The 13,419-nt window shown below is 71.5% G+C and carries 13 protein-coding genes; 3 read left to right on the forward strand and 10 right to left on the reverse strand.

What is annotated here, in order from left to right:
• Window positions 1-57: 57 nt before the first annotated feature.
• The gene (locus tag KJK29_RS04900; RefSeq protein WP_215117467.1) at window positions 58-819 is read left to right on the forward strand and encodes a CDP-alcohol phosphatidyltransferase family protein; all 762 of its coding nucleotides are present in this window, start codon (window positions 58-60) and stop codon (window positions 817-819) included.
• Between the two features lie 19 nt (window positions 820-838).
• On the opposite strand, the gene KJK29_RS04905 is transcribed toward KJK29_RS04900, so the two are convergent.
• Window positions 839-1,222 (reverse strand): winged helix-turn-helix transcriptional regulator, encoded by a 384-nt coding sequence (locus tag KJK29_RS04905; protein WP_215117468.1) that lies wholly within the window; start codon window positions 1,220-1,222, stop codon window positions 839-841.
• A gap of 124 nt (window positions 1,223-1,346) precedes the next feature.
• On the opposite strand from KJK29_RS04905, the gene KJK29_RS04910 reads away from it, so the two are divergent.
• Window positions 1,347-1,748, forward strand: coding sequence for a RidA family protein (locus KJK29_RS04910; RefSeq protein ID WP_215117469.1), 402 nt, complete (start codon window positions 1,347-1,349; stop codon window positions 1,746-1,748).
• A gap of 6 nt (window positions 1,749-1,754) precedes the next feature.
• Here KJK29_RS04910 and KJK29_RS04915 read toward each other — a convergent pair whose 3' ends face one another.
• On the reverse strand, window positions 1,755-3,269 hold the full coding sequence (locus KJK29_RS04915) for an ABC transporter substrate-binding protein (protein ID WP_215117470.1): 1,515 nt from the start codon (window positions 3,267-3,269) through the stop codon (window positions 1,755-1,757).
• Between the two features lie 154 nt (window positions 3,270-3,423).
• On the opposite strand from KJK29_RS04915, the gene KJK29_RS04920 reads away from it, so the two are divergent.
• Window positions 3,424-4,383: an ATP-binding protein gene (locus KJK29_RS04920; RefSeq protein ID WP_215117471.1), complete on the forward strand. Its 960-nt coding sequence runs from the start codon at window positions 3,424-3,426 to the stop codon at window positions 4,381-4,383.
• Between the two features lie 53 nt (window positions 4,384-4,436).
• Here the strand turns inward: KJK29_RS04920 and KJK29_RS04925 are convergent, their stop codons facing one another.
• From KJK29_RS04925 to KJK29_RS04960, 8 genes are all read right to left on the reverse strand, one after another.
• Complete coding sequence (locus KJK29_RS04925) at window positions 4,437-4,979, reverse strand: hypothetical protein (RefSeq protein WP_215117472.1); 543 nt, start codon at window positions 4,977-4,979, stop codon at window positions 4,437-4,439.
• 289 nt (window positions 4,980-5,268) lie between these two features.
• The gene (gene fusA, locus KJK29_RS04930) at window positions 5,269-7,308 is read right to left on the reverse strand and encodes an elongation factor G (RefSeq protein ID WP_215117473.1); all 2,040 of its coding nucleotides are present in this window, start codon (window positions 7,306-7,308) and stop codon (window positions 5,269-5,271) included.
• Window positions 7,309-7,651: 343 nt separating this feature from the next.
• Complete coding sequence (locus tag KJK29_RS04935; RefSeq protein ID WP_215117474.1) at window positions 7,652-8,566, reverse strand: YceI family protein; 915 nt, start codon at window positions 8,564-8,566, stop codon at window positions 7,652-7,654.
• A gap of 140 nt (window positions 8,567-8,706) precedes the next feature.
• Entirely contained in the window at window positions 8,707-9,549 is an 843-nt protein-coding gene (locus KJK29_RS04940; protein WP_215117475.1) for an NmrA family NAD(P)-binding protein, read from the reverse strand.
• 106 nt (window positions 9,550-9,655) lie between these two features.
• Window positions 9,656-10,484, reverse strand: a protein-coding gene (locus KJK29_RS04945) for an IS5 family transposase (RefSeq protein WP_251058075.1) whose coding sequence is annotated in 2 segments (ribosomal slippage) — window positions 9,656-10,145 and window positions 10,144-10,484 — 831 coding nt in all. Because the reading frame shifts where the segments join, the coding sequence is not laid out codon by codon here.
• A gap of 40 nt (window positions 10,485-10,524) precedes the next feature.
• Window positions 10,525-11,391, reverse strand: coding sequence for a GNAT family N-acetyltransferase (locus KJK29_RS04950; protein ID WP_215117476.1), 867 nt, complete (start codon window positions 11,389-11,391; stop codon window positions 10,525-10,527).
• A 44-nt stretch (window positions 11,392-11,435) separates the two neighbouring features.
• Window positions 11,436-12,521 carry a maleylacetate reductase gene (locus tag KJK29_RS04955; protein WP_215117477.1) on the reverse strand — a complete coding sequence of 362 codons (1,086 nt, stop codon included), beginning with the start codon at window positions 12,519-12,521 and terminating at the stop codon, window positions 11,436-11,438.
• Window positions 12,518-13,387, reverse strand: a complete 870-nt coding sequence (locus tag KJK29_RS04960) for an intradiol ring-cleavage dioxygenase (protein WP_215117478.1) — start codon at window positions 13,385-13,387, stop codon at window positions 12,518-12,520. The genes KJK29_RS04955 and KJK29_RS04960 overlap by 4 nt, the downstream gene beginning before the upstream one ends.
• Window positions 13,388-13,419 lie beyond the last annotated feature (32 nt).

Raw genomic sequence — 13,419 nt, forward strand, 5'->3', positions numbered from 1 at the left:
GGCCGCGCACAAGGTAGCGGCGTTGATCGACTCTGTCACACGGCCGGAGGGTGTTCGGTGGCCCTGAACAACACTTACGACGCTAGGCTCGTCCAGCAGGAGACCGCCCTGGGGGCGGGAGTGCAGGTCCTGCTGCTCGCCCTGATCGGTACGGCGATCGGGATGGGCCCGGCGGGCTGGCTGACCGGCCTCGCGTTCGCCCTCGCCACCTGGGCGGTGCTCTCCCGGGCCCTGCACCGCTCACGGCTGCGCTCCTTCGGCGCGGCGAACCGGGTCACCCTCGGCCGTGCCACCCTCGTCGGCGGGGTCACCGCGCTCGTCGCGGACTCCTTCCAGAGTTCGCCGCCCGTGTCGTTGTTCGTCGGTCTGACGGCGGTCGCCCTGATCCTCGACGGCGTCGACGGCAAGGTGGCCCGCCGCACCGGCACCTCGACGGCGCTGGGCGCGCGCTTCGACATGGAGGTCGACGCGTTCCTGATCCTGGTGCTGAGCGTGTACGTGTCGATGGAGCTGGGCCCGTGGGTGCTGCTCATCGGCGGTATGCGCTACGTCTTCGTCGCCGCCGCGCGGGTCTGGCCCTGGCTGACCGCCGCCCTCCCGCCGAGCACCGGCCGCAAGACGGTGGCCGCGCTCCAGGGTGTGCTGCTGCTGGTGGCGGGCGCCGATCTGCTGCCGTACGCGGGCAACTTCGGGGTCGCCGCTCTGGCCCTGGGCCTGCTGGTGTGGTCGTTCGGGCGGGACGTGCTGTGGCTGTACCGGACCTCGCGGATCGAGGAGACCCCGGCCGGGCGGCAGGTGCGGGAACTGGTCGCGAGCTGAACTCCGCGGCCGCGGCCGGTCAGGCGTCGAACCGCCCTCGCGCCGCCTCGATATGACCGAGGTGCTGCTGGGTCCAGCCGCAGAGCAGGTCGACCGTGGCCCGCAGGGCCCGGCCCGGCTCGGTGAGCGTGTACTCGACCTTCGGCGGCACGGTGGGGTGCACCTTCCGGTCGACCAGGCCGTTGCGCTCCAGCATCCGCAGGTTCTGGGTGAGCATCTTGTGACTGACGCCCTCGACCTCGTCGCGCAACTCGCTGAAGCGCAGGGTGCGTTCGCCGAGGGCTTCGATGATCAGCAGGGCCCATTTGTTGGCGACGTCCGAGAAGATCTCACGCGCCAGTGAGTCCGCCCGCCGCAGATCCGCGTCCTCGGGCAGACCGCTCAACTCCTGCTTGGTCACCATCTGGTTCCCCAGTCACCGAAAAGTGCGTTCTTCCAGGTCGGCGGTCACTCTCCTACAGTTCCCGAGTAACCGCAAGAGAGCACGTGTGCGCGTGCTCGGCGGAAGGAACGGAAGGACAGGAACTGTGACGACTCCCGATGTCTACGACCACGCCATCCCGGCCGAGACCTACTTCGGCTATGCGCAGGCGATCAGGTCCGGCGACCTGATCCATGTCTCCGGGCAGCTCGCGTTCGACGAGGCGGGCGACTTCCACCCCGAGGACGACGCGGCCGGCCAGCTCGAGCTGACCTACGTCAACATCGACAAGGTCCTGGCCCACTACGGCGTCACACGCAACCAGGTCGTCTCGCAGACGCTGTACGCGGTGGACCTGGTGCGCCACGCCGAGGTGGTGGCGAAGGCCAACCGGGCGTACTTCGGCAGCCACCGCCCGGTCGCCACGGCCCTCGGCGTCACCGAGCTGACCTTTCCCGGGCAGTTGGTCGAGATCAGCTGTGTGATCGACACCAAGCTGCCCGCGTGAGAGGGCTCAGCGACGGGTCCCGATACCCACCAGCGTCCGCTCGTACGGGTCGAGGACGACGCCCTGGACCTTGGTGGAGACGCCGACGATGATCTGCTGGTGGGCCAGCGGCACGACGGCGTCGGTGCCGAGGATCGCGGCCTCGGCGGCCATGGCGGCGTCCTGCCGCTCACCGGTGCCGTCGGTCCCGTCGGCCTTGGTGACCGCGCGGTCGACACCCTTGTCGCACAGCAGGGCCAGGTTGTAGCTGCCGTCGCAGGTGTAGTCGCTGCCGAGGACGCCGACGGGGTCGCCGGTGTCGAGGAGGCTGTTGCGGGCGCCGATGAAGGCGTCGAACTTCCCGGCGAGGGCGTCGCTCTCCAGCCGTGAGTACTCGCGCACCTCCAGCTTCACCTTGAAGCCGGCCTTCTGAAGCTGCTGTTGCACCACCTGGGCGGTCTCGGGCAGCTCGGGCCGGTTGTCGTAGGTGGCGAGGGCGATCTGCTCACCGTCGGGCTCGGCGGCGTCCGCGCGCCCGGTCGGCTTCACCCGCTTGCTCTCGGCCCAGGTGACGGCGGGGCCGAAGATGCCCGCGCCCGGGTCGGCGTACCCCTCGAAGACGCCCTTGACGATGGTGGAGGAGTTGACCGCCTCACGGGCGGCGGCGCGCAGCTTCGGGTCCTTGAAGGGCCCGGTCTTGGTGTTGAGCTGCAGGCTGGTGGTGCGCGCGGTGCCGGCTTCCTTCAGGGTCGCCTTGTCGAGGGTGGCGGCCTGGGCGACGGGGATCGCCTCGGCGATGTCGATGTCGCCGGTGCGGACCGCGTTGGCGCGTGCGGTGCCGTCCTTGATGAAGCGGGCGTCGATGCCGGAGGCCTGGGCGCGGCCGCCCCAGTAGTCGTCGAACCGGTCGAGGGTGGCGGACCCGCCGCCGTTGACCTTGGCGATCTCGAAGGGCCCGGTGGCGGTTCCGACCGGGTCGGGGTTGCCCTTCTCGCCGTACGCCTTCGGGGAGAGGATCGCGAGGCTCGGGCTGGACAGCCGCATGGGCAGGACGGGGTCGGCGGCGGCCGTGGTGATGCGCAGACCGCGGTCGCCGTCGGCCTTCGCCTCGAACGAGACACCGGCGAGGGCGGCGGGAGCGGGCTTCGCCTTCGTGGCGCGGGTGAGCGCCGCGGCCACGGCGGACGGGGTGACGTCCGCGCCGTCCTGGAAGGTGGCCTCACGCAGGGTGAACCGCCAGGTGCGGTCGTCCTCCCGGCGCCAGGACTCGGCGAGCGCGGGGGCCGCGGCGCCGTTGGCGTCGAGAGCGGTCAGCCCCTCGGTGACGCCGAGGCGGCTGAGGAGCGTGGCGTCGGCCCCGTACGGCGAGAAGTTCTCGGCGGGCGGGAAGGCGAGGGCGACACGCAGCCGGGAGCCCGACTGCCCGCCGTTCGACGACGACTCCCCTCCCGGGGAGGCGAAGCAGCCGGCCAGGCACGGGACGAGGACGAGGGCGGCGAGGAACCGGGGACGGCTCTTGATGCTGTGGGGACGCACTTGCACAGCATATGCACCGGCCGGACGAGCCCGACGGGCCGGGTGAACCACACTCGGGACGAAGGAAGAAGTCCCATACGGCCTAACCAATTTGACAGTGATGACGATCACTCCCTAAACCTAGCCACATGACATCCATTTTCAACAAGGTGGAGCGTTCGTGAGGATCGCGTTCGTCGGCAAGGGCGGCAGCGGCAAGACCACGCTGTCGGCACTCTTCTCCCGCCACCTGGCGCGCTCCGGCGCCCCGGTCCTCGCCATCGACGGCGACATCAACCAGCACCTGGCCGAGGCGCTCGGCGGGCTGGAGAAGTCCGCCCCTCCCCTGGGCGCCCACCTGTCCTCCATCAAGGACCTGCTGCGCGGCACGAACCCCCGCGTCCCCTCCCCCGAGGCGATGATCAAGACCACTCCCCCGGGCCGCGGCTCCCGCCTCCTGCGCCCGCTCGGCGACGACGAACTGCACACCCGGCACGTCGGCCGCGCGGGCGGCGTCCCCCTGATGGTCACGGGCGAGTTCGACGAGTCCGACCTCGGAGTGGCCTGCTATCACTCCAAGCTCGGCGCGGTCGAGCTCTACCTCGGCCACCTGCTGGATGGCCCCGGCGAGTACGTCGTGGTCGACATGACGGCAGGCGCGGACGCCTTCGCCTCCGGCCTCTTCACCCGCTTCGACCTCACCTTCCTGGTGGCGGAACCCACCCGCAAGGGCGTCTCGGTCTACCGCCAGTACCGCGACCACGCCCGCGAGTTCGGCATCCGCGTCGCGGTCGTCGGCAACAAGGTGACGTGCGAGGAGGACCTGCTCTTCCTCAAGGAGGAGGTAGGGGACGACCTCCTGACCCACCTGAACCACTCCCCCTGGGTCCGCGCGGCCGAACAGGGCCGCGCACAGGACGACCCGGACCCCCTGGCATCCCTGGAACCGCACAACCGCCACGCCCTCTCCCTCCTCCACGAGGCAGTCGACTCCCACCCCCGCGACTGGGACCGGCTGCACCGGCACGCCGTGGAGTTCCACCTGCGCAATGTCCGGGCGTGGGCGGACGCGCGCACGGGAGAGGATCTGGCGGCGCAGGTGGATCCGGACTTCGTCCCGGGGCCGGCCGCCCTGTCCTGAGGCGCACCCTGCACGGGGTGAAGACACCCACGACCGCTGACTCACCCCACCGGCTACTCGATCCCCGTGGCATCGAGTAGCCGGACCACGTCCTTTCGCCCGTACCCGAGCAGTCGGGCGCGGTCGGCGGCCATCAGCACCACGTGCGCGACGATCTGCGCCGCGTATCCGTTCTTGTTGTCCGCGTCGAACCATTCCTGAGGCTTCTCCACACCCAGGCTGTTCATCACCAGCCCATGCTCTCGGCGGACCTCCGCGACCGTGGCGGCGACCGCGTCCATGAGCGTCTTCCCCGGCCGCTCGCACTCCAGGGCGAAGCACCCCCGGTCGACGGGCACGCACCCCTGCGGCGGACGCGCCCGCAGCCCCGCATACCGCTCGTCCCCGAACCCGGTGGCACGGAACTCGTCGTGCACCAAGGAGAACTGATGGAACCCGGGCGGAACCGGAGGAGGTGGAGGCGTGTACTCCCACCCGGCGTCCTCGTACAACCGCCGCTTCACCTCTTCCTCTTCGGCATGCGTCACGGTGAAGCCGTTCGCCTCGTTGCGCCCGGTCGTCGTGCCGTCGGGGTTGCGGTGGAAGTGCAGGCCCATGATGTGCTCCCGTTGCCGTGATGACGATGGACGGGAAATCCCCCCGTCACCAGCTCGAACGGCCCGCGGAGCCGGCCCGTGCCCGCCTCTCCGCAGCATCATCCGATCGCGTGAAACAGGCCGCGTGGGGAACTGATCGGCTTCGCGGGATCGGCGACTACTGCACTCCTCCAGGGTTCTGGGTCCCGCAGGGAAAGGGGGCAGAACCGGCGCGACACCAGCCACTTCGCCGCCGAGCGGACCGGGCCCCTCCCGTTCCGGCGAGGAGGGGGAGAGGCCCGACCGTGCGCTACCGCACCGCCGTCACAACCGGCGCCGCCGCATACCCGGTCGGCCGTGCCGTGAACGTGCCGCGCCCCTGGGTGCGGCTGCGCAACCGGGTCGCGTAGCCGAAGAGTTCGGCCAGCGGCACCGTCGCGGTGACGATCGCCGCGTTCGCCCGGGTGGCCGAGCCGGTCACGCGGCCGCGTCGGGCGGCGAGGTCGCCGAGTACGCCGCCCACCGCGTCCTCGGGCACGGTGACCGTGACCTCGACGACCGGTTCCAGCAGGACCATCGCGCAGGCGCGCAGGGCCTCGCGGAGGCCGAGGCGGCCGACCGTGCGGAACGCCGTGTCCGAGGAGTCCTTCACATGGGTCGCCCCGTCGGTGAGCGTGACGCGCAGCCCGGTCACCGGGTGACCGCCGAGCGGCCCTTCGGCGAGGGCGTCGCGGCAGCCGGCCTCGACCGCACGGACGTACTCCTGCGGCACCCGCCCGCCGACGACCGCCGAGCGGAAGGCGAAGCCGTCGTCAGATGGCTCCACGTCGAGGACGACGTGGGCGAACTGGCCCGCCCCACCGTCCTGTTTGACGTGCCGGAACGCCAGTCCGGACACGCCCCGGCCCACCGTCTCGCGATAACTGACCCGGGGACGGCCGATGTTGACGTCCAGTCCCAGCTCGCGCCGGAGTTTCTCCACCGCCACCTCCAGGTGCAGTTCACCCATGCCCGACAGCACCGTCTGCCCGGTCTCCGGGTCGGTCCGCACGACCAGGGAGGGATCCTCCTCGGTCAGCCGTGCGAGCCCGGAGGCCAGCCGGTCCGTGTCGCCGGTCCTGCGGGACTCGACCGCGACCGAGACCACCGGCTCGGGCACGCCCGGAGGCTCCAATACCAGCGGGGCGTCCGGCGCGCACAGCGTCGAGCCGGCGCGGGCGGACTTCAGCCCGACGACGGCGACGATGTCGCCGGCCACGGCTCGGTCCAGCGGTGCGTGCCGGTCCGCCTGCACGCGCAGGATCCGGCCGATCCGCTCGGTGCGCCGCGCGGTCGCGTCCCACAGGGTGTCTCCCTTCTCGATCGTTCCCGAGTAGATCCGCAGGTAGGTCAGCCGGCCCGTCGGGGTGGCGTGCACCTTGAAGGCGAGGGCGGCCGGTGGCGCTGCGGGGTCGGCGGGCCGTTCCCGCTCCTCACCGTCGTCGGTGCCGCGGACCGGCGGCACGTCCAGCGGCGACGGCAGATACGCCACGACCGCGTCGAGCAGCGGCTCGACACCGCGGTTGCGGTACGCGGAACCGCACAGCACGACCACGCCGTCGCCGTCCCTGGTCAGGTCCCGCAGCGCCGAGGAGAGGGTCCGCTCGCCGAGCGTGCCCGTGTCGCAGAACTCCTCCAGTGCGCCCGGATGGAGTTCCGCCACGGCTTCCTCCAGCGCCCGGCGGCGTGCCAGGGCGTCGTCCCGGAGGTCGTCCGGGACCGGTGCCGCCTCGCAGGTGTCACCGTCGGTCCACAGCAGCGCGCGCAGGCGGACGAGGTCGACGACGCCGGTGAAGGTGTCCTCGGCGCCGACCGGCATCTGCACGACCAGCGGTGCCGGGTGCAGCCGCTCCCGGATCGATGCCACGGCCGCGTCGAGGTCGGCTCCGGCGCGGTCCATCTTGTTGACGAACGCGATCCTCGGTACGCCGTGCCGGTCGGCCTGCCGCCACACCGACTCGCTCTGCGGCTCCACCCCGGCGACCGCGTCGAACACGGCCACCGCGCCGTCGAGCACCCGCAGCGCACGCTCCACCTCGTCGGCGAAGTCGACATGCCCCGGGGTGTCGATCAGGTTGATCCGGTGACCGTCCCAGGCGCAGCTCACCGCCGCGGCGAAGATGGTGATGCCCCGGTCCCGCTCCTGCGGGTCGAAGTCGGTGACGGTCGTGCCGTCGTGGACCTCGCCGCGCTTGTGCGTGGTTCCGGTGGCGAACAGGATCCGTTCGGTGACGGTGGTCTTGCCGGCGTCGACGTGGGCGAGGATGCCGAGGTTGCGGACGACGGCGAGCGGGTTGTGGTGGGTGCGCACGGCCCATGGCCTTTCGAGGCGAATCAGGAGGGGGCAGCGCGATTTCGGGGCGAGGCAGGTGTGGTGACACACGTCTGTTTCGGCCTGCCGACGCTAGGTCGGCAGGCCGAAACAGGCGCTTCTCAGACGTTCGTCCCGGTCATCCGGAGTCCGCCGCGCAGCGGGCACCGGAGCGACGAGGACACGAGGATCACCTCGTAGCGCGGCAGGGAGACGGCGACAGCGGTGTGGTCACGCATGGCGGTCTCCCTTCGTTCGTCACGACGGCGCGCGCCGCTCACGTCGTGGGCGGCGCCGGGTACTCCGTGAGTGTAGGGAGGGCGGGTGGAATCGGGCCAGGGATTTATTCCGGCGGGGTCGGGGTGTCGTGGGTCCGGTACATCGCCTGGACGTCCAGCTCCAGTTGGACCGTCGGCCCGACCACCGCGATGCCCCGGGCCAGCATGGTGCGCCAGTTGAGGGTGTAGTCCTCGCGATGCAGTTCCGCCGTCGCCAGGGCCGCGCAGCGCAGCTCCTGCCCGTAGCCGCCGTTGACCGTGCCGAGGTACGTCGTGTCGAGCGAGACGGAGCGGCTCACGCCGTGCATCGTGAGGGAACCCAGCAGGGACCACTTGCTGCCGCCGCGGTAGGCGAAGCGGGTGCTGTTGAAGTCGATGTACGGGAAGCGTTCGACGTCGAGGAAGTCGGCGGACCGCAGATGATTGTCGCGGGTGGTGTTGCCGGTAGTGATGCTGGAGGCGTCGATACGGACGGACACCCGGGACTCGGTCATGTCCTGGGAGACCATGATCCCGCCGTCGAAGCGTTCGAACCGGCCGTGGACGTTCGCCATGCCGACGTGCTTGGCGATGAACCGGATCGCGGTGTGCGGCGGGTCGAAGAGCCACGTTCCGGGCGCCGGCAGCTGGAGCGCCTCGGCCGGCTGCAGCCAGACGCGCTCGGTGGGCGTCGGCGTACCGGTGCCGACCTCGATCGTCTCGCGGTGCGGCCGCAGGCCCTCCGCCGCGACCATCAGGCTGTACCGGCCGGGCGGCAGCGCGGCGAGGAAGTAGCCGTACGGGTCGGTCGTCCCGCGGGCGGCCACCCGGTGGGTGTCCAGGGCGGTGACGGTGACGTCCGCGGCCGCCAGGGGGGAGCCCATCGGGTCCACGACCTCACGGGCCACGGCACCCGCGCCGGAGGGAAGGGGGAGCGCGAGGCCCGCCGCCGCGGCGGAGGCGCCCTTGAGCCGCCGGCGCCGGAGCAGTGCGAGGGCCATGATGTTCACCTTTCATCAGGTGGCACGGCCGTACGAGCGGCGGTTTCAGCGCACGCCGACGGCCGCACCCTGTTGCGGTCACACCCCCTTTTCGATCTTGCGGCACCGGGCTGCGGGACGGGTGTCTCAATACGAGACAGTCAGGCGCGTTTGCGGAAAACGTCGGCGTGTTCGTCGGCCCATCGGGCGAAGGTGCGGGCCGGGCGGCCGGTGATCTTCTCCACGGTGCCGGAGACCGTACGGCCCACCTCGGGGGTGTTCCCGTACGCCTCCAGCAGGAAGCCGATCACGTCCTCGGGGAGGTACGCGGCCCGCCACTGGGCGACGGCCTGCTCCTCGGTCAGTTCGACCAGGGCGATCTCCCGGCCGGCCGCGGCGGCGACGGCCTTCACCTTGTCGCCTACGGTGAGCACTTCGGGGCCGGTGATCACATACTCCTGGCCCGCGTGGCCCTCCTCCGTGAGGGTGACCGCGGCGACGGCTCCGATGTCGCCCTCGTGGACCATGGCACTCAGCCGTTCGACGAACGGCTCCCGTACCTCGCCCGCCGACCGGATCCCGTCCGCCCACTCCAGGGCGTTGGCCATGAACTCGACGGGCATGAGCACGGTCCAGCTCACCGCGTCGTCGCCGCGCACCGCGTCCTCCAGCGGGGTGGGCCCGCCGCCGTGCAGCACGGTGATCCGGCGGACACCTGCCGAGCGGGCCAGTTCCAGGATCCGGGGGCCGGTCTCCAACGGGGTGAAGGCCGCCCCGCCGAAGGTGATCAGGTGAAGTCCGGTGATCCCCTCCAGGGCGGGGGCCAGGCTGCCCGGGTCGGTCAGGTCGCCCTCGACGACCTCGACACCGTCCGGGAGGACGGCCTTCGCGGCGTCCCGTGTGAGGGCACGGACCGCGTGGCCCCGGGCGAGCAGTTCGGCGACCACCTGGCGGCCGACGGTTCCGGTGGCACCGGTGACAAGGATCTTCTGCGTCTGCGTCATGCCACGACCGTAGGAACCCTTGCGGTCAGCTTCTGTCCGCGACCGCCTGCCGAGTCCGGCGCGGAGAGCGGCCCCGTACCGGAGGGCCTAGGTCGTGTCCGCAAAGTCAGGGGAGCCAGAGGCGTAGGCAGGCGAGGGTGACCATGGCTTGGTAGTGGCGGGCGCGTTTGTCGTAGCGAGTGGCCAGGGCCTTGTTGTGCTTGAGCTTGTTGAAGCAGCGCTCGACGAGGTTGCGGCGCCGGTAGGTGGTCCGGTCGAGTCGGCAGAGGCTTTCGCCTCGGCGGATGCGGCCGTTGATCTGGTCGATCCGCTCTGGGATCGCGGCTCTGATGCCCCGCCGACGCAGGTAGGAGCGGATCTTCGTGGACGAGTAGCCCTTGTCCGCGACGACCCGATCGGGCCGCGTTCTGGGCCGGCCGGGCCCGCGTCGGCTGACGCTGATGCGGGCCATGACCTGCTCGAACTGGGTGCAGTCGTTGACGTTCCCAGCGGTCAGGGTAAAGGCGAGCGGCCGGCCCTGCCCATCACAGGCCAGGTGGATCTTCGTAGTCAGCCCGCCACGGGACCGGCCGATCGCCTCGCCCGGCCAGAGCCCCCTTTCGGGCCCCGGCCGCATGCTGGTGAGCCCGCACAGTCGTGGAGTCGACGCAGACGACAGTCCAGTCCACGGCGCCCACGGCATCGCAGTGCTGCTGGACCTGGGCCAGCAGCCGGTCCCAGGTGCCGTCTGCCGACCAGCGGCGGAAACGTTCGTAGACCGTCTTCCACGGGCCGTAACGCTCAGGCAGGTCCCGCCAGGCCGCCCCCGTGGACAGCTTCCACAGGATGCCGTTGACCACCTGCCGACGATCCCGCACCGGACGCCCCATCCGCGGAGGAGCCAGCAACGGCTCGATCACCGCCCACGACTCATCAGTCAGCTCATGACGACGCACCACGAACCAACCAACGACGCCGCCACTTTGCGGACACGACCTAGGCGGGCCGGTACAGGTCCCGGACCTCGGGGCGTTGCCGGAAGCCGGCCGCCTCGTACGTGGCGACGGCACCGGCGTTGGAGCTCGGGGTGCAGACGAGCGCGCTCGAGGAGCCCAGCTCCCGGAGTGCGGCCGCCGCGGCGACGGTGATCGCCCTGCCGTAGCCGTGACGGCGATGTTCCCGGTGCACACCCATCGGTTCGAGCAACCCGGGCCTTCCCGGACCGGCCGACCACACCGTCACCGCCGCCACCGCGTCGCCCTGGTCGTCGTAGGCGATCAGACACCGGGCGTCGGCGTACGGCGGTCCGGCCGCCATCGCGTGCCAGAGCCCGTCCGTGAACGTCGACCCGTCGAACGACGCCCGCTGTACGGCGGCCCGGACATGTGCTTGCTCCGGCCCGACCACCTCGATCCGTACGCCCGGATCCTTCACCGGCTCCGTGAGATCGCGCCGCAACGGGGTCCACGGCTCGTCGGTGTTCCAGCCGTGCTCGGACAACAGGTCCTGGACCAGTGCGCCCGTCGGCGCCTCGACGTTCACCTTTCCCTCGGGCAGAACGCCGCGTTCCGGGTCTGTCACGTCCGCGACCAGCTGCCGTGCCAGCTCTGCGTCCCGATGAGCGGCGGGAGCGATCGTCAGCCGGAGCAGCCCGGGGCCGTCCAGCAGCCCGACGGCGAGGATCCGTCCGTCACGGCTCCAGGTCCGGACCGCCGCCGCGGTCGCTTCCGCACCCGACCTCCAGAACCATCCCAGGTCGCCCGGATGCAGTTGCATCGGCGCCCCCTCGTACTGCCACTCCCGCAGCACACCCACGGCCTCGCCCAGCCCGTCGACTTCCGGCTCGCCCAAGACAATCGCCATGCCCCGATGACACACCACGGCACCGACAGTCCGCACTCGGTTTCCTACCGGCTCCGGACGGGCTCCGGCGGTCCTCCCTCGTACGCCGCCCGCAGCACGGCCAGGGCCCCGTCCGCCGTCACCGGGCGGGGGTTGGCGTACGGCTCGCCCGCGACCCGGGCCGCCGCCGGTGCCAGGTCGGTTTCCGTGAGGCCGAGTTCGGCGAGGGACCGCGGTGCGCCGAGACGTCCGGCCAGCTCCCACAGGGCGCGCGGCACGTCGTCGGTGCCGAGGGCCCGCCCCAGTACGGTCAACGCCTCCGGCGCGGCGGGGGCGTTGTAGACCAGGGCGTACGGCAGCACGACGGTGTGGGTCTCGGCGTGCGGCAACCCGAAGGTGCCGCCCAGCACATGGCACATCTTGTGGTGCAGCCCCATCGTGGTCGCGCCGAGGCACGCGCCGCACAGCCAGGCCGCGTACAGCGCCCGGCCGCGCGCGTCCAGGTCCTGTGGGTCTTCGACCAGGTGCGGCAGTGCCCCGGCCATCGCCCGTACGCCCTCCTCGGCCATGACCGAGACGAGCGGCGAGGCGTCCGGGGCGTACAGCGCCTCGACGGCGTGCGCGAGCGCGTTGACGCCGCTGGTCACGGTCAGCGGCACGGGCAGGGAGAGGGTGAGGCGGGGGTCGTAGACGACGCTGCGGGGCTGGACGACCGGGTCGCGGCCGGTGCGCTTGGCGCCGTGCTCGGTCAGGCCCCAGACCGGCGTCATCTCGGAGCCCGAGTAGGTCGACGGTACGGCGATCAACGGCAGCCCGGTGCGCAGGGCGACGGCCTTGCCGAGCCCGATGGCGGAGCCGCCGCCGACCGCGACGCAACCGTCCGCCCCGGCCGCGCGCACCGCCTCCACGGCCCGTTCGGCGTCCTCGGCGGGTACGTGCATCCGGGCCTCGGCGTGCAGTCCGACGCAGGCGTCGCCGAGCGCGTCCGCCACCGCGCGGGCGACCGTCTCGCCCCTGCTGCCGCACACCACGAGCAGCCGCCGCAGGCCCAGGCGTGCGGCCTCGCCCGGGGTCGCGGTGACGGCCGCGCCGGGCCGGAAGACGACTCGCACGGGCCTGGTCTCGTAGGAGAACTCGTTCCGGAACGTCATGCGGCAGGCTCCAGGACGAGGTCGAAGCGGGCGAGCCGGAAGGGGTTCGGCACGCCGAACTCCTTCGCCAGGGAGGGGTCGTCGGTCTCCGCGAAGTCCTTGACCAGGCTCTGCTTCACGGCGAACACCGCGTCGGTGTCCAGGTACTCCCCGCCCGCCACGAAGATATGGGTGGTGACGGGCGTGTGTCCCTCGGCCGCGGCGATGAAGTGGATGTGCGCGGGACGGTAGGGGTGCCGACCGGTCGCGTGTAGCAGACCGCCGACCGGACCGTCGGTGGGGATGGGGTACGCGGCCGGAACGCAGGTGCGGAACCAGAAGCGGCCATCGGCGTCGGCGGTGAACAGCCCGCGTCCGTTGCCCGCGGGCTGGACGCCGGGCTGCTGGACGTCGTAGTAGCCCTTGTCGTCGGCCTGCCAGACGTCGACGACGGCACCGGGCAACGGTGTGCCGTCCCGCGCCAGTACCCGGCCGCTGATCACACACGTCTCGCCGCCGCCCACCAGGTCGATGTCGGCGCCGAGTTCACGGACCGGCGACTCGGTCATGTGGAAGGGCCCCAACACGGTCGACTCGGTGGCCCCGGGCGCACGGTCGCCGTTGACGGTCTCCACCAGCATGGACAGGCCGAGCACGTCCGACAGCAGGATGAACTCCTGCCGGGTGTCGGTGCAGGCCTGCCCCGTCGCCGTCAGGAAGTCGATCGCCCGCTCCCACTCCTCCTGCGTGAGCCGGGTCTCCCGCGCGAAGTCGTGCAGATGGCGGACGAGTCCGGTGAGCAGCTCACGCAGCCGCGGGTCGGCGGTTCCGCGGAGGCTGGCGAGGGCCTGCTCGGTGACGCCGGTCCCCGTCGCGTCGGTGGTCATGTCGGCTCCCCTTCGTCGACGTCCGCTTCCTC

The sequence above is a fragment of the Streptomyces koelreuteriae genome (genome assembly GCF_018604545.1).
GTDB lineage: Bacteria > Actinomycetota > Actinomycetes > Streptomycetales > Streptomycetaceae > Streptomyces > Streptomyces koelreuteriae.